Source organism: Nocardia sp. CA-145437, from assembly GCF_050956485.1.
Taxonomy (GTDB): domain Bacteria; phylum Actinomycetota; class Actinomycetes; order Mycobacteriales; family Mycobacteriaceae; genus Nocardia.
In genome coordinates, this window is the sequence record NZ_CP191204.1 from 6,917,448 (window position 1) to 6,937,583 (window position 20,136).

Annotated in this window: 19 protein-coding genes and 1 riboswitch; of the genes, 9 read left to right on the top strand and 10 right to left on the bottom strand. The window is 68.2% G+C overall.

All coding sequences use genetic code 11. The features are described from left to right. Positions 1-116 precede the first annotated feature (116 nt). Complete coding sequence (locus ACQPYY_RS32025) at positions 117-686, bottom strand: LytR C-terminal domain-containing protein (protein WP_433592042.1); 570 nt, start codon at positions 684-686, stop codon at positions 117-119. Between the two features lie 91 nt (positions 687-777). After that, positions 778-1,095 carry a DUF3263 domain-containing protein gene (locus tag ACQPYY_RS32030; RefSeq protein ID WP_379102288.1) on the bottom strand — a complete coding sequence of 106 codons (318 nt, stop codon included), beginning with the start codon at positions 1,093-1,095 and terminating at the stop codon, positions 778-780. A 205-nt stretch (positions 1,096-1,300) separates the two neighbouring features. Here ACQPYY_RS32030 and ACQPYY_RS32035 point away from each other — a divergent pair, with 205 nt between their 5' ends. From ACQPYY_RS32035 to ACQPYY_RS32045, 3 genes are read left to right on the top strand one after another with little or no spacing between them, the layout of a single operon-like run. Beyond that, complete coding sequence (locus tag ACQPYY_RS32035) at positions 1,301-1,924, top strand: peptide deformylase (protein WP_433592043.1); 624 nt, start codon at positions 1,301-1,303, stop codon at positions 1,922-1,924. Between the two features lie 6 nt (positions 1,925-1,930). Next, on the top strand, positions 1,931-2,905 hold the full coding sequence (locus ACQPYY_RS32040) for an N-acetylglutamate synthase, CG3035 family (protein WP_433592044.1): 975 nt from the start codon (positions 1,931-1,933) through the stop codon (positions 2,903-2,905). Between the two features lie 50 nt (positions 2,906-2,955). Beyond that, positions 2,956-3,771 carry an exodeoxyribonuclease III gene (locus tag ACQPYY_RS32045; RefSeq protein ID WP_433592045.1) on the top strand — a complete coding sequence of 272 codons (816 nt, stop codon included), beginning with the start codon at positions 2,956-2,958 and terminating at the stop codon, positions 3,769-3,771. Between the two features lie 17 nt (positions 3,772-3,788). On the opposite strand, the gene ACQPYY_RS32050 is transcribed toward ACQPYY_RS32045, so the two are convergent. The 4 genes from ACQPYY_RS32050 to ACQPYY_RS32065 all read right to left on the bottom strand — a co-directional run bounded on the left by ACQPYY_RS32050 (position 3,789) and on the right by ACQPYY_RS32065 (position 8,815). Continuing rightward, positions 3,789-4,427, bottom strand: coding sequence for a hypothetical protein (locus ACQPYY_RS32050; protein ID WP_357284658.1), 639 nt, complete (start codon positions 4,425-4,427; stop codon positions 3,789-3,791). Positions 4,428-4,565: 138 nt separating this feature from the next. Beyond that, positions 4,566-6,392, bottom strand: coding sequence for an acyl-CoA dehydrogenase (locus ACQPYY_RS32055; protein ID WP_433592046.1), 1,827 nt, complete (start codon positions 6,390-6,392; stop codon positions 4,566-4,568). Positions 6,393-6,556: 164 nt separating this feature from the next. Next, a complete protein-coding gene (locus ACQPYY_RS32060; RefSeq protein WP_379102300.1) occupies positions 6,557-6,733 on the bottom strand; it encodes a hypothetical protein in 177 nt (58 codons plus the stop codon). 162 nt (positions 6,734-6,895) lie between these two features. Next, positions 6,896-8,815, bottom strand: a complete 1,920-nt coding sequence (locus tag ACQPYY_RS32065; protein ID WP_433592047.1) for an acyl-CoA dehydrogenase family protein — start codon at positions 8,813-8,815, stop codon at positions 6,896-6,898. 124 nt (positions 8,816-8,939) lie between these two features. Between ACQPYY_RS32065 and ACQPYY_RS32070 the strand changes: the two genes are divergently transcribed. The 4 genes from ACQPYY_RS32070 (at position 8,940) to ACQPYY_RS32085 (ending at position 14,358) form a co-directional block, all read left to right on the top strand. Beyond that, positions 8,940-9,566: a TetR/AcrR family transcriptional regulator gene (locus tag ACQPYY_RS32070; RefSeq protein WP_379102304.1), complete on the top strand. Its 627-nt coding sequence runs from the start codon at positions 8,940-8,942 to the stop codon at positions 9,564-9,566. A gap of 39 nt (positions 9,567-9,605) precedes the next feature. Continuing rightward, positions 9,606-10,811, top strand: coding sequence for a homogentisate 1,2-dioxygenase (locus ACQPYY_RS32075; protein WP_433592048.1), 1,206 nt, complete (start codon positions 9,606-9,608; stop codon positions 10,809-10,811). Between the two features lies 1 nt (position 10,812). Further along, the gene (gene fahA / locus ACQPYY_RS32080) at positions 10,813-11,991 is read left to right on the top strand and encodes a fumarylacetoacetase (protein WP_433592049.1); all 1,179 of its coding nucleotides are present in this window, start codon (positions 10,813-10,815) and stop codon (positions 11,989-11,991) included. 102 nt (positions 11,992-12,093) lie between these two features. Beyond that, positions 12,094-14,358, top strand: coding sequence for an MMPL family transporter (locus tag ACQPYY_RS32085; protein ID WP_433592050.1), 2,265 nt, complete (start codon positions 12,094-12,096; stop codon positions 14,356-14,358). Here ACQPYY_RS32085 and ACQPYY_RS32090 read toward each other — a convergent pair. Continuing rightward, positions 14,355-15,029 carry a TetR/AcrR family transcriptional regulator gene (locus ACQPYY_RS32090; RefSeq protein ID WP_433592051.1) on the bottom strand — a complete coding sequence of 225 codons (675 nt, stop codon included), beginning with the start codon at positions 15,027-15,029 and terminating at the stop codon, positions 14,355-14,357. The two genes, ACQPYY_RS32085 and ACQPYY_RS32090, sit on opposite strands and share 4 nt — an antisense overlap. 333 nt (positions 15,030-15,362) lie before the next feature. Next, positions 15,363-15,473, top strand: a riboswitch (TPP riboswitch). On the opposite strand from ACQPYY_RS32090, the gene thiC reads away from it, so the two are divergent. Beyond that, positions 15,466-17,127 carry a phosphomethylpyrimidine synthase ThiC gene (gene thiC, locus ACQPYY_RS32095; RefSeq protein ID WP_433592052.1) on the top strand — a complete coding sequence of 554 codons (1,662 nt, stop codon included), beginning with the start codon at positions 15,466-15,468 and terminating at the stop codon, positions 17,125-17,127. (Overlaps the previous riboswitch by 8 nt.) Before the next feature lie 54 nt (positions 17,128-17,181). Here thiC and ACQPYY_RS32100 read toward each other — a convergent pair whose 3' ends face one another. From ACQPYY_RS32100 to ACQPYY_RS32110, 3 genes are all read right to left on the bottom strand, one after another. Then, positions 17,182-17,586 (bottom strand): VOC family protein, encoded by a 405-nt coding sequence (locus tag ACQPYY_RS32100; RefSeq protein ID WP_379102316.1) that lies wholly within the window; start codon positions 17,584-17,586, stop codon positions 17,182-17,184. Positions 17,587-17,680: 94 nt separating this feature from the next. Further along, on the bottom strand, positions 17,681-18,136 hold the full coding sequence (locus ACQPYY_RS32105; RefSeq protein ID WP_357094526.1) for a hypothetical protein: 456 nt from the start codon (positions 18,134-18,136) through the stop codon (positions 17,681-17,683). An 87-nt stretch (positions 18,137-18,223) separates the two neighbouring features. Further along, on the bottom strand, positions 18,224-18,874 hold the full coding sequence (locus tag ACQPYY_RS32110) for a TetR/AcrR family transcriptional regulator (RefSeq protein ID WP_433592053.1): 651 nt from the start codon (positions 18,872-18,874) through the stop codon (positions 18,224-18,226). A gap of 86 nt (positions 18,875-18,960) precedes the next feature. On the opposite strand from ACQPYY_RS32110, the gene ACQPYY_RS32115 reads away from it, so the two are divergent. Beyond that, positions 18,961-20,112, top strand: a complete 1,152-nt coding sequence (locus ACQPYY_RS32115; RefSeq protein WP_433592054.1) for an epoxide hydrolase family protein — start codon at positions 18,961-18,963, stop codon at positions 20,110-20,112. Positions 20,113-20,136 lie beyond the last annotated feature (24 nt).

The window sequence follows — 20,136 nt, forward strand, 5'->3', positions numbered from 1 at the left end:
AAAGCAGGGTGGACATACTTCGTACCGGACAAGATGATGCCAGAGCCGTGCCCGTGTCCCGTGGAGGGGCCGCACGGTTTCTTTCGGGCGTCGGCCGGGCTGTCGACGAACAGCGATCAGTTGCCGGTGACGATGACGATGACACCGGTGGGCGAATCCGAGATCCCGGGGAAGCGGGGTTCGGCGGCGCAGCCCAGTTCCGCGGCGATGGCCTTGGCCAGCGCCTGCTCCTTGGGCGAACTGCCGTAGTACACGGTGGTTTTCGGGATAACGCCGCCGGGATAGTTGCCGACCTCGGTGATGTTGTAGCCCTCACCGCTGAGCTGGTCGCCGGTCTTCTTGGCCAGTCCGGCGACGGTGCCGTTGTTGTAGACCCGGACCGGGAGGGACTTGTCGATGCCCGCGGCACCGGAGGTGGTCGGCGCGGCGGGCGTGGTGGGCGCGGTTGTGGTGGTCGTGGGTGCGATGGAGCCGGGCACCACCGACGGGGTGCCCGCCGCGGTCGAATTCTGCTGCGCCGCAGTGGTGGTGGCGGCCTCGGAGGTCGATCCGGCGCTGCTGTCCGAGGAGTCCGAACTCGACAGGGACATCGCGCCGATCCCGGCGAACACGATGGCCAGCGCGATCAGGACCATCGCCAGGGCCCGCAGCGGCGGACCGCCGGCCGGCGAATTCGGGTTGCTCACGGCGTCGAGCCTAATGGGTGCAGGGCCGCCCGCGCGGGATCAAGCGCGGACGCGGGCCGGGTGGAGACCTGGCTCACGGTCGCGGCGCGGCTCACACCTGGAAACCGAGACGGCGTGCGGCCCTGGTCTTCTGGCGGCTGGCGCGCAGCCGCCGCAGGCGCTTGACCAGCATCGGGTCCGCCGCCAGCGCTTCGGGCTTGTCGACGACCGCGTTCAGGACCTGGTAGTAGCGGGTTGCCGAGAGGTCGAACAGTTCGCGGATGGCTTCTTCCTTCGCACCGGCGTACTTCCACCATTTGCGCTCGAAGTCGAGAATCTCGAGCTCACGGCGGGAAAGCCCGTGCGCGCCATCCTCGTCGGAAGGACCGTCCTCGCTTGCGGGCATGTCGCGTGCCGCTGCGCTGTCCATAGTGCTCCCTCGCCGAGTGGTCACCAGACGAATATGGTGCTTGTGCGTCGGTGCCATTCAACCACGCGCCGCAGACAACGCGATGCGTACCGATCGGCGTGTTTTGTGACGTGAGCCCCGGCGTGTCGGGGGTTCCGGGCAGCGATCCGGACACGTCCCCAGGGTGTGATCACCCCGGTAAACACCGCACTATAGGGTGCTGAGCATGGCTATTCTCCCGATTCGCATTGTCGGCGACCCGGTTCTGCACCGCGCGACCACTCCGGTCACGCAGACCCCGGAAGAGCTGGCGCAGCTGATCGCGGACATGTACGAGACGATGGACGCCGCGCACGGGGTGGGTCTGGCCGCCAATCAGGTGATCATCGCCGACGAGGACGAGCTGTCGCCGCGCGTCTTCGTCTACGACTGCCCGGACGAGACCGAGGGCGGCAAGACCGTCCGCCGCCGCGGCTGCGTGGTGAATCCGGTGCTGGAGACCTCCGAGATCCCCGAATCCATGCCGGATCCCGACGATGACGAGGAGGGCTGCCTGTCGGTCCCCGGCGAGCAGTTCCCGACCGGCCGCGCCGACTGGGCCAAGGTCACCGGCACCGACGAGCACGGCGAGCCGGTCGAGCTGGAGGGCCACGGCTTCTTCGCCCGCATGCTGCAGCACGAGACCGGCCACCTGGACGGCTTCCTCTACGTGGACGTGCTGATCGGCCGCAATGCCCGCGCCGCGAAGAAGGCGATCAAGCGAAACGGCTGGGGCAAGCCGGGATTGAACTGGGTCCCGGGCACCGTGCCGGACCCCTTCGGACACGACGACGACGATCTCGACGACTGATCGGTCATGACCGACTCCGAGCCCGGCCCCGACGGCGCCGGGGCGCTCCCGCCGCTCGGCAAGCGGGTGGTGGTGCGCTACCGGCTGCCCGCGGGTTATCCACAGCCGTTGACGGATGTGATCGGCGAGCTGATCGCCGCCGACCCGCTGACCGTGCGCACCGCCGACGGCCAGGTGGTGTCGGTCGCCCGGGATCAGGTGGTGGCCTGGAAACCGCTCGGCCCCAGACCCATTCGGACCAGTGAGATCCGGTCCCTGGAAGCGGCGGCCGCGGACGGCTGGCCGGGCCTGATGCGATCCTGGATCGACGGCTGGCTGCTGCGGGCCGGGGACGGCTACACCTATCGCGCGAATTCCGCGGTGCCGCTGGGCGGTACGGACGGACCGGCGCTGATGAACACCGAGACCCTGCACCGCATCGGCGAGTGGTACACCGCGCACGGCCTGCCGCTGCAACTGCAGCTGCCCGATCGGCTGGCGACCCGGCCCGCGGAGTGGCGGACCTGGCACGAGACCCGGGTGCTGGCGGTCGACATCGAGACCATGCCGCTGCCGTCGGGCCCGTCCATGGTGCGATTCACGCCCGAACCGGACGGGGCGTGGCTGTCCATGCACCGGCATCGGGGCGGGGACACCGATGTCGGCTCGAGCCCGGTGGTGGACGTGCTGACCGCGGTCCGCGACGGTGAGCTCACCTTCGCCACACTGGGTTTGCCCGCGCCGATCGCCATCGGCCGGGCCGCGGTGACCACGGCTCCCGACGGCCGCCGCTGGGTGGGCCTGACCTGTGTGACGGTGGCGTCCGGGCATCGGCGGCACGGGCTGGGCGCGCTGGTGTGCGCGGAGATGATCCGCTGGGGCCGCACGCACGGGGCCACCCACGCCTATGTTCAGGTGTCGGACGAGAATGACGCGGCGCTGGCGTTGTACCAGGAGATGGGCTTCGTCGAGCATCACAGCTACCGGTACGCCGCGCCCTGATCGCGCGCCGCCCGCTCGCGTAAGACACTAGTTCCGAAAGGTTTACCGCTGTGCGTATCGCCACCTGGAATGTGAACTCGATCCGCACCCGGCAGGATCGGGTGCTGGCGTGGCTGGACCGCGCCGATATCGACGTGCTGGCCATGCAGGAAACCAAGTGCAAGGACGAGCAGTTCCCGTTCGAGGCGTTCGAGGCGGCCGGGTACGAGGTCGCGCACGTGGGCCTGAATCAGTGGAACGGCGTGGCCATCGCCTCCCGGGTGGGCCTGGACGATGTCGAGATCCACTTCCCGGATCAGCCCGGTTTCGACAAGGACGCGGGCGAATCCCTGTTGAGCGCACCGGTGGTGGAGGCCCGCGCGATCGGCGCGACCTGCGGCGGGGTGCGGGTGTGGAGCCTGTACGTGCCGAACGGCCGCGCGCTCGACGACCCGCACTACGCCTACAAGCTGGAGTGGCTGGCGGCGCTGCGGTCCGCGGGCGCCAAGTGGCTGTCGGAGGATCCGGACGCGCAGATCGCGCTGGTGGGTGACTGGAATATCGCGCCGACCGATCTGGATGTGTGGTCGCCGGAGTTCTTCGAGGGCAAAACCCATGTGTCCGAACCGGAACGGGATGCCTTCGACGCGTTCGGCGAGACCGGTTTCACCGACGTCATGCGGCCCTTCCACCCGGGCCCCGGCGTCTACACCTACTGGGACTACACGCAGCTGCGCTTCCCCCGCAAGGAGGGCATGCGCATCGACTTCATCCTGGCCTCCCCCGCCCTGGCCGCGCGCGTGACCGACGCGAACGTGGACCGGGAGGAGCGAAAGGGCAAGGGCGCCAGCGATCACGCGCCCGTGACGGCCGTCCTCGCGGACTAGTTCGGCCGGGCCCGGCTTCAGACCGGCCGGGCCTTGATGGCGTCGCGGGAGATGAAGACGTCGTAGGTGCCCGGGACGGCGATGACGGCATTGCCGTTGGTCGAGCGCACGAAAGGCCTGGTGTACCAGGTCTTGTCCTTCATGTCCTGGAAGAAGTCGGCGTCGCTGCCGTTGAGGAAGATCTGGTTCTGTTTGGTGGCGACGCCGTCGAGACGCTGGCCGTAGAGCCGGGTCACCTTGTATCCGGCATTGAAGCCGAGCGCGTTCACCCACGCCTCGAGTTCCACGATATTGGCCTGCAGCACCCACATGTCGCCCTCGACCTGGTAGGTCTTGTGCTGGTCGCCGTGGCCCTCGTCGCCGTAGAGGGTGAGGTTCACATCCAGCAGGTGTTCCTGCCCCGCAACGGGTTTGACCTCGACATGCGCGGCCTTCACTTCGCCGGTGAGTCCGAGGAAGGCCTGCAGGAGCGTGGTGATCCACAGGATCACCACCGCGACGAACGCCAGACCCGCCGCGCCCATGCCGCGTCCGACCAGCACACGCCAGCCGACCGTGCGGGCTTTCAGCACGGCCGAGACCAGTAGTCCGATGGCCGCGATGCCCAGCACCAACAGCACCATCTGGATCCAGCCGAAGGTAACCGGGAAGACCATGCCGTAGTTGTACCCGTTCGGCACGACACGTATCGGCGGGTCAGCAATGAAGTGTGCGTGTCATGACGGTGTGTCACCTGATCCCCCAACGAGATCCGGCCCCGCACCACGGGTGCGGGGCCGGAGTTCGCGTGCGAATCAGAAGGCCGCTTCGTCCAGCTTCATGATGTCGTTGTCGAGGTTCTCGATCACCGAACGCGAGGCGCTGAGCAGCGGTAGCTTGTTCTTGGCGAACCAGGACGCCACGCCGACCTTGCCGGTGTAGAAGTTCTTGTCCTTCTCGGCCGCGCCCGCGTCCAGCGCCGCCTGGGCGATGGCGGCGTGCTCGAGCAGTCGCCACGAGATGACGAGATCGCCCACGGCGTACAGGAATCGGACCGAGCCGAGGCCGACCTTGTAGAGCTCGTCGACCTGCTGCTGCGAGGCCATCAGGAAGCCGGTGAGCGCGGCCGCCATGGCCTGCACATCGGCCAGGGCCGCGCCGAGCAGTCCGCGCTCGATCTTGAACTGGTCGGGGCCGCCGTCGACGAACTGCTGGATCAGGCCCGCGACGTGTCCGAGCGCCACGCCCTTGTCACGAATGATCTTGCGGAAGAAGAAGTCCTGCGCCTGGATGGCGGTGGTGCCCTCGTACAGCGAGTCGATCTTGCAGTCGCGGATGTACTGCTCGATCGGGTAGTCCTGCAGGTAGCCGGAGCCGCCGAGGGTCTGCAGCGATTCGGTCAGCGACTCGTAGGCGCGGTCGGAGCCGCAGCCCTTCACGATCGGCAGCAGCAGGTCGTTGACCCGCTCGGCCAGTTCGGCGTCGGCGCCGTAATTGGCCTGCGCCACATCGGCGTTCTGGTAGGAGGCGCAGTACATGTAGAGCGCGCGCAGGCCCTCCGCGTACGCCTTCTGGGTGGCCAGCGAGCGGCGCACGTCCGGGTGGTGGGTGATGGTGACGCGCGGGGCGGCCTTGTCGGTCATCTGGGTCAGGTCCGCGCCCTGGACGCGCTGCTTGGCGTACTCGAGGGCGTTGAGGTAGCCCGTGGACAGCGCGCCGGTGGCCTTGGTGCCCACCATCATGCGGGCGTTCTCGATGACCTTGAACATCTGCGCGATGCCGTTGTGCGCCCCGCCGACCAGGTAGCCGACGGCGGGGATGTCGCCGCCGAAGGTGATCTCACAGGTGGGCGAGGACTTGATGCCCATCTTGTGCTCGACGCCGGTGACCAGCGCGCCGTTCTTGGCGCCGAGTTCCATGGTCTCCGAGTCGAACAGGAAGCGCGGCACCATGAACAGCGACAGGCCCTTGGTGCCGGGTCCGGCGCCCTCGGGGCGGGCCAGCACCAGGTGGAAGATGTTGTCGGCGGTGTCGCCGACGTCGCCGCCGGAGATGAAGCGCTTCACGCCCTCGACGTGCCAGGTGCCGTCGGCCTGTTCGATGGCCTTGGTGCGGCCCATGCCGACGTCGGAGCCGGCGTCGGGCTCGGTGAGCACCATGGTGCCGCCCCAGCGGTTCTCCCAGGCGTGCGCGGCCCAGCGCTTCTGTTCGTCGGTGCCCTCGTCGAAGAGGACCTTGTGCATGAGCGGGCCCATGTTGAAGAAGGAGGCCGAGTTGTTGGCGGCGACCAGCATTTCCTGGATGGCCCAGATGAGCGCGTTGGGGGCGGCCACGCCGCCCATCTCCTCGGCCATGCCCAGACCGGAGTAGCCGGCCTCGTTGACCGCGGCCACGGTCTTCTTCAGCGATTCGGGCACCGTGATGGTGTGCTGGTCGGGCAGGAACTCGACCGGGTTGCGGTCGGCGTCGGCGAAGGAGTCCGCGATCGGGCCTTCCGCGAGGCGCTTGGCCTCGGCGAGCATCTCCCGCGCGGTGTCGCCGTCGAGGTCGCCGTAGGCGCCGCTGTCCAGCAATTCCCCGATCCCCAGTACTTCGAACAAGTTGAACTCGATGTCTCGTAGGTTCGCCTTGTAATGGGACACGGAAGGGCCTCCTCGGCTGAAGTGTGCGACGCGGTTCTGAGATCAGAATCTGAGATCAAGCCGAAGGCTGCCGTACGCCTGTCCCCTTACGCAACCGTAGGCAGACGTCTTAACCGGCCGGGCCCCCGACAACCCGGCCCGATCGCGATAAGTTAACCGCGCCGTTATGCGCTCGAGCTGGAACTGCGACCGTACAACTCCTTGGCCTGCTGCGGAGTGACGGTGACGGGATTCACGGGAACCCCGGCTCGCATATGCTCCTCGAGCAGCCGGCCCGTCGTGGGCCCGATGAAGTTCTTGGCCACCCGCAGTTCCAGCCGGTCCCTCCGCAAGGCGGTCATGGCAGCCCGACGGCGGCCGGTCTCCCGCATCCACCGGGCAGCGTGGCGACGGCAGCCGGGGCCACCAGCCGGCTGCCCGCCCAGAGCTTCACGCCCTTGTCACGCGGAGTGAACAGCCGGTAGCGCATGCCGCGGCGAGTGCGGTTTCGGTGCGGTGTCGGATCAGGGGGTCATCTCGTAGGCTCCGGCCAGGGCGCGGACCTGGGTGAGAACGTTCTCGAAGCGGGCCGGGTCGGCGACCGGGCGGCGGACCAGGTCCAGGGCGCGGACCTGCTGGGCCTTGGTGGCGGTCGGCTTGGTGTGCAAAGTCAGTGCGTGCTTGGAGAATTCGCGCACGAACAGGTCGAAGAGCTGGTCGAGGACGGCCTCGTCGGCGCCCGCGATCTCGGCCTGTTCGAGGATGAGCTGCGCGTACGGGAGGGTGGTGAACAGCTCGCCGAGGCCGAAGAGGAAGTCGACGTCCTGCTGCTGTTCGGCGGTCGGAGTCGCCGCGGCCAGCAGGGTTTGGAGGGCCAGGGCCTGCTCGAGGAAGACCGCGACATTCGGGATGTGCGCGAACTTCTCGAACACCGGCCGCCAGTCGGCGAAGCGGATTTTGCCCAGCCCGCTGCTCGGGCCCTGCCGGAACAGGAATTCGTCGTCGGCGGCATCGCGGCGGGTGGGCACGGGAGCGTGTGCGGCGCGGGCGAATTCGGTCTTCAGCGCGGGCACGGCCTTGGCGGCCGGACCGGTGGCACGGCGGCTGGTCCAGCTCAGCGCGCCGGACACCGCGCGCACCGCGCCCTTGGGGGCGAGGCCCGCGCCGGGCAGGTACCGCAGCGCGGCCAGGCCCGCGTCGGCGGGATGGAACATGTAGTTGGGCAGGAACTTCAGCGACAGCGCCATGTTCACGTGCACGGTGCCTTCGAGCCGCGGCAGCCCGAACATGCCGACCATGGCCATGGGGAAGTACATGTCGTTCTCGAATCCGCGGGCGGCGATCACGTCGGCGAGGTCCTCGTACAGCTGCTGGCCGTGGCGGGTGACCGACATCTTCTCGATGGCGTTGAACAGCAGGTAGCGCCGGTCGTTCTCGTCCGCGGAGCGCAGGTAGTCGATGGCGCGCTCGCTGTAGAGCTTCATGCCGATCAGGCGCGCGTAGCTGTCCGCGAGCAGCGATTTCACCTGCGGGAACTCGGTCACGCGGTGCCCGAACAGGATTCGGTTCTCGGCGTGGGTGACCGCCTCGAACATGGCGTGCTCGCACGCCCCGACCGCGCCGAAGCCGAGGTTGAACTTGCCGACGTTGACGGTGTTCATGGCGGCGTCGAAGGCGGCGCGGCCGGTGTGCAGGATGTCGGATTCGGCGACCGGGTACTCGTCGAGATCGAAGGCGGCGACGTACATCTGGGAGTCGACGACGTTCTTGCGCAGCTTGTAGTTCTTGTGCCGGGAGTCGGCGGCGAAGAACAGGTAGCCGGAGTACTCCTCGTCGCTCATCTTCCGCAGGAAGTCGGACGAGTCGATGATCGGTTTGTCGGCGCGGCGACCGAAGACCGACACCATGCCGGCGAGGTTGCCGTTGCCGATGTAGTACTTGCCGCCGGTGGCGGTGTAGCCGCCGCCCGGTGTCGGCTCGAGCACCATGTCGGTGGCGTAGATGTCGGCGCCGTGGTCGCGTTCGGAGAGGCCGAAGGCGAAGATCTCGCCGGATTCCAGCAGTCCCGCGGCGCGGGCCTTGGCCTCGGCGTTGGCGCTCTGCCAGATCGGGCCCAGGCCCAGGATCGTCACCTGCCAGACGTACCAGTACTGCATGCCGTAGAAGCCGAGGATCTTGCTCATCATGGCGATGCGGGCGGTGTCCCAGCGCTTGTGCGGGTCGCCGCCGGCCTGCGCGGCCGGGGTCAGGAAGGTGGCGAAGACCCGTTCGCGCTTGATGAAGTCGAGGAAGTCGGCGTACCAGACGCGGTCGCGGTTCTCGGCCAGCAGCCGGACCTTGCCGAACGCCTCGAAGTAGTCGACGGTGGCCCGCAGCAGTCGCCGGGTCTCCGCGTCGAATTCGGCGAATTCGCAGGTCTTCGGGTTGAACAGGGTCTGACTCATCGGTCTTCGTCTCCTCCGGCCGTGGGCTCGCCCGGCTCCGCCGGGTGCTTTCATTCGTGAATGTAGCATTTTTGTTCGTGGCTGTAGGAAAGGCTCGCCAGGGCCGCTGCTATCGTCGGTGCGCATGGGCACCGATTCGGCGACACGACCACGCCAGCGCGCGCGGCATCTGGGTCCCGAACGCCGTCGCCCGCAGGTCCTCGACACCGCTCTGGAGATCGCCGTCGCCGACGGCATCGCGGCGGTCACCGTCGCCGCGGTGGCCGACCGCATGAAGGTCACCCGCCCCGTCGTCTACGCCTGCTTCGCCGATCGGGTCGAGCTGCTCGAGGCGCTCATCCGGCGCGAGGAGGACTACCTGGTGCAGGGTGTGCTGGAAACGCTGCCCCGCCGCCGGGTGGAAGCCGACGAGGCGGTGTTCGTGGAGGGCTTCCGCGCCCTGCTGCACACCGTCTCCCGGCGCCCCGACACCTGGCGGCTGCTGTACGGCAATCCCGATCCGGCCGTGGCGGATTCGTTCGGCAAGGGCCGGCTGCTGGCGGTGGAACGCTGCACCCGGCGACTACGCCCGACCCTGGCGGCCTGGGGCACCGCCGACGCCGAACACAAGCTTCCGGCCCTGGTCGAGTTGTGGGTGTCGGCCGGTGAGGGCGCGGTCCGCACGCTGCTGACCGAGCCGGGCGACTGGAATCCCGACACTCTCGGAGAGTTCGTCGGCGCGGCGGTCTACCGCGCCCTGCGTCACGCCTGACTACGATGGAAATCGACCATCGGTCAGCGGGAGGACGCCATGACGTTCTATCGGCAGGTTGGTTCGGTGCCGCCCAAGCGGCACACGCAGCATCGAGATGAGAGCGGCCGGCTCTATTACGAAGAGCTGATGGGAGAAGAGGGCTTCTCCGGCGATTCCTCGCTGCTCTATCACCGCGGACTACCCCCGGCCATCGTGGATTCGTCGGTGTGGGTGCTGCCGCAGCAGCGGCTGTTCCCGAATCATCCACTGCGGCATCGGCATCTGAAACTGCACGAACTGTTCCTGGGCGACAAACCGGGCGACAGTGATGTGGTGACCGGGCGGCGGTTGCTGCTCGGCAATGCCGACGTGCGCATCTCCTATGTGGCGGCGCTGCGCGAATCGGCGCTGTACCGCAATGCCATCGGCGACGAGCTGGCCTATATCGAATCCGGTTCGGGGCGAGTGGAAACCGTGTTCGGCACGCTGCCGGTGCGGCAGGGTCATCAGGTGCTGCTGCCGCGCGCCACCACCCACCGCTGGGTTCCGGACGGCCCGGAACCGTTGCGCGCCTACATCATCGAGGGCTCCGGCCATATCACCCCGCCGAAGCGGTATCTCTCGAAATACGGTCAGTTCCTGGAGAGTTCGCCCTACTGCGAGCGCGATCTCCACGCGCCGACCGAGCCGGTCCAGGTCGACGGCGAGAATGTGGAGGTACTGGTCAAGCACCGTCCCGCCGGTGAGATCGTCGGCACCAGCATGGTTTACGCCACCCATCCCTTCGATGTGGTGGGCTGGGACGGCTGCCTGTACCCGTTCGCCTTCGATATCGCCGATTTCGAGCCGATCACCGGCCGGGTGCACCAGCCGCCGCCGGTGCATCAGGCGTTCGAGGGCCAGAACTTCGTGATCTGCGATTTCGTGCCGCGCAAGGTGGACTACCACCCGCTCTCGATCCCGGTGCCCTATTACCACTCGAACGTGGACTCCGACGAGATCATGTTCTACTGCGGCGGAAATTACGAGGCGCGCAAGGGATCCGGGATCGGCCAGGGTTCGGTGTCGGTGCATCCGGGCGGGTACGCGCACGGTCCGCAGCCGGGAGCCTACGAGCGCAGCATCGGAATCGACTTCTTCGACGAACTGGCGGTCATGGTGGACACCTTCCATCCGTTGCAGCTGGGTGAGGGCGCGCTGGCGTGCGAGGACCCGCGCTACGCGTGGACCTGGTCGGGTAAGGGGCCGTCGGAATGGATCTGAATTGAGCAGCCGGGTACGTATCGAGGTCGCCGCGGATTCCGGTTTCGGCCTGGACCACCTGCCGTACTGCGTATTCCGACCCTCCGGCCGGGAACCCCGGGTGGGCGCCCGGCTGGGCGACACCGTGATCGATCTGGCGGTGGCACTCGATGATCCGATGTTCCATCAGCCCAGCTTGAACGCTTTCATGACCCAGGGGCCGCGGTGCTGGCGCGAGATCCGGGAGCGGGTGCGGACCGCCGCCGAGGCGGAACTCCCCGCGGCCGCCGCGCACGAGGTGCGCGCGGTCCGCCTGGATCTGCCGATCGAGATCGGTGACTACGTCGACTTCTACGCCAGCCTCGATCACGCCACCGCCCTGGGCCGCATGCTGCGCCCGGACGGTGAACCGCTGCTGCCGAATTGGCGGCATCTGCCGGTGGGCTATCACGGCCGCGCGGGCACCGTGGTGGTGTCGGGCACCGATGTCATCCGGCCGCACGGGCAGCGCCGGACCGACTCCGGCACACCGGATTTCGGCCCGAGCCGCCGCCTCGACATCGAGGCCGAACTGGGTTTCGTGGTGGGCGCGGGCTCGGCGCTCGGCACGCCGATCGGTACCGGCGAGTTCGCCGACCACGTTTTCGGGGTGGCTCTGGTCAACGATTGGTCGGCGCGCGATATCCAGGCGTGGGAGGGTCAGCCGCTGGGCCCGTTCCTGGGCAAGTCCTTCGCAACCAGCCTGTCGGCGTGGGTGACCCCGCTCGACGCCCTGGCCGCGGCCCGCATTCCGCTGCCGCCGCAGCATCCCGAGCCGCTGCCGTATCTGCGTGACGCCGCGGCCTGGGGTCTGGACATCGCGGTTCGGGTGGCCTGGAACGGGCAGCTGGTCTCCACTCCCCCGTACCGGCGCATGTACTGGTCACCGGCGCAGATGCTGGCGCACCTGACGGCGAACGGGGCCTCGACCCGCACCGGGGACCTGTTCGCGTCCGGCACGATCTCGGGCGCGGATCGCGGCGAGCGCGGGTCGCTGATGGAGATCAGCTGGGGTGGCGCCGAGCCCCTCGAATTGAACGGCGCGCAACGGACGTTCCTGCAGGACGGCGATGAGGTGGTGCTCACGGCAACCGCCCCGGCGGTCGGCGGCGGGCGGCTGGAGCTGGGCGAAGTCCGCGGGCGGATCGCGAAAGCCGAGTAATAGCCAGCTCGTATGGCCATGAGCATGGTCACTGAACCTACCGGTCGGTCGATCAGGGAAAGTACCGTTCCGAAAGTTTGCGACTTTCGGAGGGCGGCGTCGATGTTGACCACTTCTGCCCGGTTCGCCATGGCGCGCCCGCGCGCCGTGCTGGTGGCCGCGCTGCTGCTGATGCTGGTGTGCGGCGGCTTCGGGGCCACCGTCAAATCGCACATGGTCGGCGGCGGATATCTGACCGGCTCGCTGGAGTCGGTGCGGGCCAACGACTTCATCACGAAGAGCTTCCCCGGCGGCAATCCGAACCTCATCGTCATGGTGAGCGGTGACGGCGGCGTCAACAGTCCGCAGGTGCGCGCGGAGGCGCAGCGCATCACCGACACGTTGAGCCACGACTCGACGGTCACCGGCGTCCAGTCCTATTGGGCCAACAGCGCGGCCCGGCCCGACCTGGCCGCCGCGCTGAAGAGCAAGGACGGGCGACGCGGGCTGATCATGGCCACGGTGACCGGCACCGACACCGAGGTGCAGAACCGGGCCGCGGACCTGTCCACCGAGCTCAATGGCGACCGCGACGGCGTCCAGGTGCGGGTGGGCGGTATGGCCGGATCGTTCGCCGATATCAATCACCAGGTCGAGAAGGATCTGCTGCTGGCCGAGGCCATCGCGGTGCCGGTGTCGGCGCTGCTGCTGGTGCTGGTGTTCGGCAGCGTGATCGCGGCCCTGCTGCCGGTGGGCGTGGGGCTGTTCGCGATCGCCGCCACCCTCGGCATCCTGCGCGCCATGACCACGTTCATGGACGTGTCGATCTTCGCGTTGAACATGACCAGCGCGCTGGGCCTGGCGCTGGCCATCGACTACAGCCTGTTCATCGTCAGCCGGTACCGGGAGGAGCTGGCCAATGGGCGCGATACCCGGGCGGCGATCCTGCGGTCGGTGCAGACGGCCGGGCGGACCGTGGTGTTCTCCGGCCTGACCGTCGCGCTGGCGCTGGCGGCGCTGGCGGTGTTCCCGCAGCCGTTCTTCAAGTCCTTCGCCTACGCCGGTGTCGCCGTGGTGGTCGCGGCCGTGGGTGCGTCGGTGCTGCTGTTGCCCGCCGCGCTGATGCTGCTCGGCGATCGCGTCAATGCCTGGGATCTGCGGAAGCCGGTGCGCCGCTTGCTGGGTCGCGGTGAGCCCGCGCCGAAGCAGCCGGAGGAGACCTTCTGGTACAAGCTGGTCACCGGTGTCATGCGGCGGGCGCTGCCGGTCGCCGTGGTCACCGCGGCGGTGCTGCTCGCGCTCGGATCCCCGTTCCTGAAGGCGCATTTCGGTACGCCGGACGACCGGGTGATCGGCACCTTCGCCTCCAGCCGTCAGGTCGGTGACGCGCTGCGGCACGACTTCGGTGCCGATATGGCCTCCAGCGCGGTGGTGGCGCTGCCCGGATTCCACGGCGACACCAAGGAGATCGGCGCGTACGCCGCCCGCCTGTCGCAGGTGCCGGGGGTTCCGGCGGTGCTGTCCAGTGACGGCGTCTACGTGAACGGCGCGAAGATGGCTCCCGGCGTCCAGCAGATGGCCGGGCCCGACGGCGCGTATTTGTCGGTCGGCACCCGGATCGCCCCGTACTCCGCGGAGGGCAAGCAGCAGCTCGCCGATCTCCGCGCGGTGCCCGCCCCCGGCGACGTCCTCTTCGGCGGCGCGGCCGCCCTGAACGAGGACACCATGGATTCGGTGATCACCCGGCTGCCCTTGGCGGGCGCGATCATCGCGATCATCACCCTGATCCTGCTGTTCCTGTTCACCGGCAGCGTGGTGCTCCCGGTGAAGGCGCTCCTGCTGAACCTGCTGTCGCTGACCGCCACCTTCGGCGCCATGATCTGGGTCTTCGAGCAGGGGCACGGCGCGAGCCTGCTGGGCTTCACCTCCACCGGCAGCATCGACCTGTTCATGCCGATCCTGATGATCTGCCTGGCCTTCGGCATGTCCATGGACTACGAGGTCTTCCTGCTCTCCCGCATCCGCGAGGAGTGGCTGGCCTCCGACCGTTCGCCCGGGGCCAACACCCGTTCGGTGGCGCTGGGCGTGGCCCGCACCGGCCGCATCTTCACCGCCGCCGCGGGCCTGATGGCGGTGGTGCTGCTGGCGGTGGCCACGTCCGAGGTGGCCCCCATGAAGCTGTTCGGCATCGGCCTGGCACTGGCCGTCGTCTCCGACGCCACCGTCATCCGCGGCCTGCTGGCCCCGGCCCTCATGCGCCTGATGTCCACCGCCAACTGGTGGGCTCCCAAACCCCTTGCCGCCCTGCACAAGCGGATCGGGCTGGAGGAGGAGCCGGGCGCGGCGGCGGCCGGCGACGAGGACCGCGAGGTCGCGCTGGCCCGCTAGCGGCGGGCGGCGCGGCCCGCGTCGACGACGGCGACGAAGTTCTCCAGATCCGAGATCAGGGTGTCGACGGATTCGGGGGCGCCGCCGTCGTCGTGGTGGTGCAGCCAGTCGGCGACGAGCTCGAACATGCCGCCGATGGTGGCCAGGGCCAGGGCCGGCAAGCGGTGTTCCTCGTGCGGGTCGGCTTGCAGCCATTGGTGTTTCAGGAATTCGGCGGACCACCGGCGATTGGTACGGCGCATGCCCTCGACGGCGGGCGAGATGCCGCCCGCTTCGCCGAAGGTGACCTTCGCGAGGCGGGGGTCGTCGGCGATGGCGTGGACGAAGGCCGCGAGGACGGTGGCGCGGCGGGTGGGCCAGTCGGCGTCGGCGGTCTCGACGGCCACCTCGGCGACGCGTTGCTGGATACCGGTGGTGATCTGTTCCAGCAGGGCGGTGTAGCACGCCTCTTTGCTGTCGAAGTGGTCGTAGAAGCCCTTGGTGCCGACGAAGGCGTGCTGGCAGATCTGTTCGATGGAGGTGCCCGAATAGCTTTGCCGGGCAAAGAGTTCGGTGGCGGCGGTGAGGAGCTGACGGCGGCGCTGGGCGCTGCGCTCGCCGGCGTCGAGGCCGCGGATGCGACGCCGGACGGGGGGCGCGCCGGTCGACGCGGCAGATTTGCTGCGGGACATACCTAAACGATAGCCAAGCCCGTTTCAGAACGACATCTTGTTGATAACCCGGGCCCGTGCTGTAACCGCTGTCACGTCGAGGAAGGGAACGGCGAGTGGCGATCGAATTCAGGAACCGCCGCCGCACAACCGCTTCCGGTCGATCAAGACGGTCCGGACGCGCTCGTGACGCAGACCGAGATCCCGTTGAACGCCGTCTTCGGCGCGCGGGGCCGGCCGATCGGGCCGCGGGGAGAACTGAGCGGCGGGACACCCGCGCGGAGCAGACCGAATCGTATATTCCACGGTCCCGGGGTTGCCGTGCCCCGGGGCCGGGTATGGTCGGCTCGGAAAAAGTTTGCCAACGGGGGCTCGCACCAGCGGGCTGAGAGGACGGCTGATGGGCCGTCGACCGTATGAACCTGACCGGGTAATGCCGGCGTAGGGAGGATCTGCAATGTCATCGAGTCGTGTCTCCAGCTCGGCCGCCCCGGTCGACACCGTGACCACCGGCCCCATCCAGGGCAGCGTCAAGCACTACGAGCAGGTCGAGGCCGACGGCACGACGCTGCGGGTTCCGGTGCGGCGCATCAACCTCACCAATGGCGAGCACTTCGACGTGTACGACACCTCCGGTCCGTACACCGACGACACCGCCACCATCGATCTCGAGGCGGGTCTGCCCAAGCTGCGCGACAGCTGGGACAAGCCGCGGGTCGACGGCCCGCCGACCCAGCTGAACTGGGCGCGCCAGGGCGTCGTCACCAGCGAGATGCACTACATCGCCGCCCGCGAAGGCGTTTCGCCCGAGCTGGTGCGCGACGAGGTGGCCGCCGGTCGCGCGGTGATCCCCGCCAACCACAAGCACCCCGAGTCCGAGCCGATGATCATCGGCAAGAAGTTCGCGGTGAAGATCAACGCGAATATCGGCAACTCGGCCGTGAGCTCCTCCATCGCCGAGGAGGTCGAGAAGATGGTGTGGGCCAGCCGCTGGGGCGCCGACACCATCATGGACCTGTCCACCGGCAAGAACATTCACGAGACCCGCGAGTGGATCCTGCGCAACTCCCCGGTCCCGATCGGCACCGTGCCGATCTACCAGGCCCTGGAGAAGGTGAACGGCGATCCCACCAAGCTCACCTGGGAGATCTACCGCGACACCGTGATCGAGCAGGCCGAGCAGGGCGTCGACTACATGACGGTGCACGCGGGCGTGCTGCTGCGCTACGTGCCGCTGGCCGCCAAGCGCGTCACCGGCATCGTGTCCCGCGGCGGGTCGATCATGGCCGCGTGGTGCCTGGCGCATCACCAGGAATCGTTCCTGTACACCAACTTCCGTGAGCTGTGCGAGATCCTGGCGAAGTACGACATCACCTTCTCGCTGGGTGACGGCCTGCGTCCGGGTTCCATCGCGGACGCCAATGACGAGGCCCAGTTCGCGGAGCTGCGCACCCTGGGTGAGCTCACCAAGATCGCGAAATCCTATGGCGTGCAGGTGATGATCGAGGGCCCCGGCCACGTGCCGATGCACAAGATCGTGGAGAACGTGCGGCTGGAGGAGGAGCTCTGCGAGGAGGCTCCGTTCTACACCCTCGGCCCGCTGGCGACCGATATCGCGCCCGCCTACGACCACATCACCTCGGCCATCGGCGCGGCGATCATCGCCCAGGCCGGTACCGCGATGCTGTGTTACGTGACCCCGAAGGAGCACCTGGGTCTGCCGAACCGCGACGACGTGAAGGTCGGCGTGATCACCTACAAGATCGCCGCCCACTCCGCCGACCTGGCCAAGCAGCACCCGCGAGCCCAGGACCGCGACAACGCGCTGTCCAAGGCGCGCTTCGAGTTCCGCTGGACCGACCAGTTCAACCTGGCGCTGGACCCCGACACCGCGCGGGAGTACCACGACGAGACCATGCCGGCCGAGCCCGCCAAGACCGCCCACTTCTGCTCCATGTGCGGTCCGAAGTTCTGCTCCATGCGCATCTCGCAGGACGTGCGCGACTACGCCGAGAAGCACGGCCTCACCGACGTGAACGCCATCGAGGCCGGAATGGCCGAGAAGTCCGCCGAATTCGCCGAGGCGGGCAACAAGGTGTACCTGCCGGTCGTGTCGTAACGATCGAATTCGAGTCGGGGCGGGTGGCTTTCGAGCTACCCGCCCCGGCTCGTCTCAGGGGCGATTCGTGATCTGCTGGACGGCCCAGCTGTTGCCGTCCGGGTCGTCGAAGAACACGAACCCGCTGTTGTTCAACGGATCCCCCTCGGTGACCGGCCCCGGCAGCACCTGGATGTCACTCACCTCGACGCCTCGCTCGACCAGTTCGGCGTGCGCACGCTTCAGATCGTTGACCACCAATTGCAGTCCCTTGATGCTGCCCGGCTCCATCTTCGGGACCGCGCCCTCGCCGATCACGATCGAGCACCCCGACCCCGGCGGCGTCAGCTGGCAGATCCGGATCCCCGGCGCCGGCTGGGTGTCGTGGTCGACATGGAACCCCAGCTTGCGGGCGTAGAAGTCCTTGGCGCGGTCCACGTCCGACACCGGGACGATGACCACTTCGAGTGTCCAATTCACGGCGGATCCTTCCGAATCGAGTGTTTCTCCCAGTAGTCGGAGCGACAGCACGGAAATCATCGTGAACGCTACCCAGGTGTATCGCCCGCGGGGGTCACTCCGGCGAGTAGAACGTGCCCTTGCCCGCGATGTGGGGGAGGTCGGTGTCGATGGTGACCTCGACCCGCCCGGGACCGGTCGGCAGCGTCTCCGGCACCCACAGCGCGTTGCTCGGCCCGAACGGCGTGCCGTCGCCCAGCGGAACCGGCGGGAAGCTGCCGCTGGCGCCGGTATCGAGATTGCGCCAGCTCAGGGTCGCCGTCGCGCCGCAGCCCGGGTTCGGGATGGGCAGGAACGTGAATTCGGCGCGCACCCAGACGGTTTGCTTGCCGTAGTAGGTGTTCTGGGGATCGTGGAACGCCTGGATCTGGCCGAAGCAGGGGAAGGCCCCCGATCCGGCGGTGTAGGCGGGGGTGAAGGTGGTGACCGGGTCGGCGGCGGCGGTGCCGGTGGCCGCGAACAGCGCGGCCGCGGCGAGCGGCAGGGCGAACAGGGGACGGATCCAGCGCATCGCGACTCCTCGAATTGATTACGGGGACAAACGAATGTCGGCGAGAACCCCGCCAACGCTACCGTTCACTGGTCACGGCACTACCGGTCACTGGTCACGACGCTGCCAGCGGTGCGCGAATTCGCCCGGGGCGGGCGGCGGGCCGGGCAGGTCGCCGGTGGCGGTGAGGCCGTCGACGAGCAGGGCCAGCACCCGGCGGCGCAGCTGGGCGGTGCGTTCGGTATCCGGCAGCGTGACGGCGGCGCAGGCCTCGAGGATCAGGCCCAGATCGGCGACGGTGACCTCCGGGCGCAAGGTGCCGGATTCCCGTGCGCGGCGCAGGAGTTCGTCATTGAGCTCGGCGCTGCGCAGCACAGCGGGAAGGATCGAGTCGTCGGCGGTGAAGGTGCCGGCCAGGTGCACCGCCAGCGAGTGGACGTCGGCGTCGACGACACTGCGCAGGAACTCCACCAGCGCCGCCCAGCCGTCCGGATTCTCCAGGGCCGCTTCGGCTTCCGCGTTGTAGCGACGCAACCCGCTGTAGCAGAGGGTGCGCAGCAGGTCCTCCTTGCTCGGATAACGGCGGTACAGGGCGCTGATGCCGACGCCCGCACGCTCGGCGACGGCCGAGATCGGGGCCTTGGGTTCGGCGAGGAACACGTCGCGGGCGGCGGCCAGGATGAGTTCGTCATTGCGCGCGGCCTGGGCCTTGCGGCCGGACAGGGCCCGCTGAGCTGTGCTTTCGGCTGTTTTCGACATGAATCGAGAATACCACTTGAACGGAATGATCCGTTCCGTTATGGTTTAAACAGAACGAAGCATTCCGTTCCATAAAGGAGAGAATGATGAACACCCAGCCCACCACCGCCATCCGCCCGTTCCGCATCGACGTCCCCCAGGCCCAGCTGGACGAGCTGGCCGACCGCCTGCGCAAGACCCTGTGGCCGAACGAGCTCCCCGGCGTCGCCGACGCCTACGGCGTCACCAACGACCGGGTGCGCGGGCTGGCGACGTACTGGCTGGAGGAGTTCGACTGGCGGGCGCTGGAAGCCAAGCTCAACGCCTACCCGCAGTTCACGACCGAGATCGAGGGCGAGGACATCCACTTCCTGCACGTGCGGTCCTCGCGGGCGGACGCCACCCCGGTCATCCTCACCCACGGCTGGCCCGGCTCGGTCCTGGAGTACCTGGACGTGATCACCCCGCTCACCGAGCCCGAGGACGCCGAGGCGCCCGCCTTCCACGTGGTCATCCCCTCGCTGCCGGGCTTCGGCTTCTCCGGCCCGACCCGGTCCGCCGGCTGGAGCCGCTACCGCACCGCCGGCGCCTGGGTGGAGCTGATGAACCGGCTCGGGTACGAGCGTTTCGGCGCGATCGGCAATGACGGCGGCTCGATGGTCTCCCCCGAGATCGGCCGCATCGCCCCCGATCAGGTGGTCGGAGTCCATGTGACGCAACTGTTCTCGTTCCCGTCCGGCGATCCGGCCGAAATGGCCGACCTGTCCGAGGAGGACATGGCGGCGCTGGCGCATCTGCAGTGGTTCTACGAGAACAAGATGGCCTTCAACACCCTGCACAGCCAGCAGCCGCAGACCATCGCGTTCGCGCTCGCGGATTCGCCGGTGGGCCTGCTGGGTTGGAACGCGCAGCTGTTCAGCGAGGGCCTGGACGATGACTTCGTCATCGGCAACACGGCCATCTACTGGCTGACCGGCACCGCCGGGTCGTCGCTGCGCTTCTACTACGAGGACGCGCACGCCGAGCAGCCGCAGGGCCCGACCACGGTGCCCACCGGGCTGGCCATGTTCAAGGGTGACTTCCAGTCCATTCGCCGCTTCGCCGAGCGGGATCACAAGAACATCGTGAGCTGGCATGCGTACGACGTGAATTCGTCCACGTCGACGAGCGCCAATGACGCCGCCGGGCACTACGCCGCGCACGAGGCGACCGACGTGCTGGTCGCCGACATCCGTGGATTCTTCGCCGGTTTGCGCTGATTCGCATGCGACGGGCCCGCACCC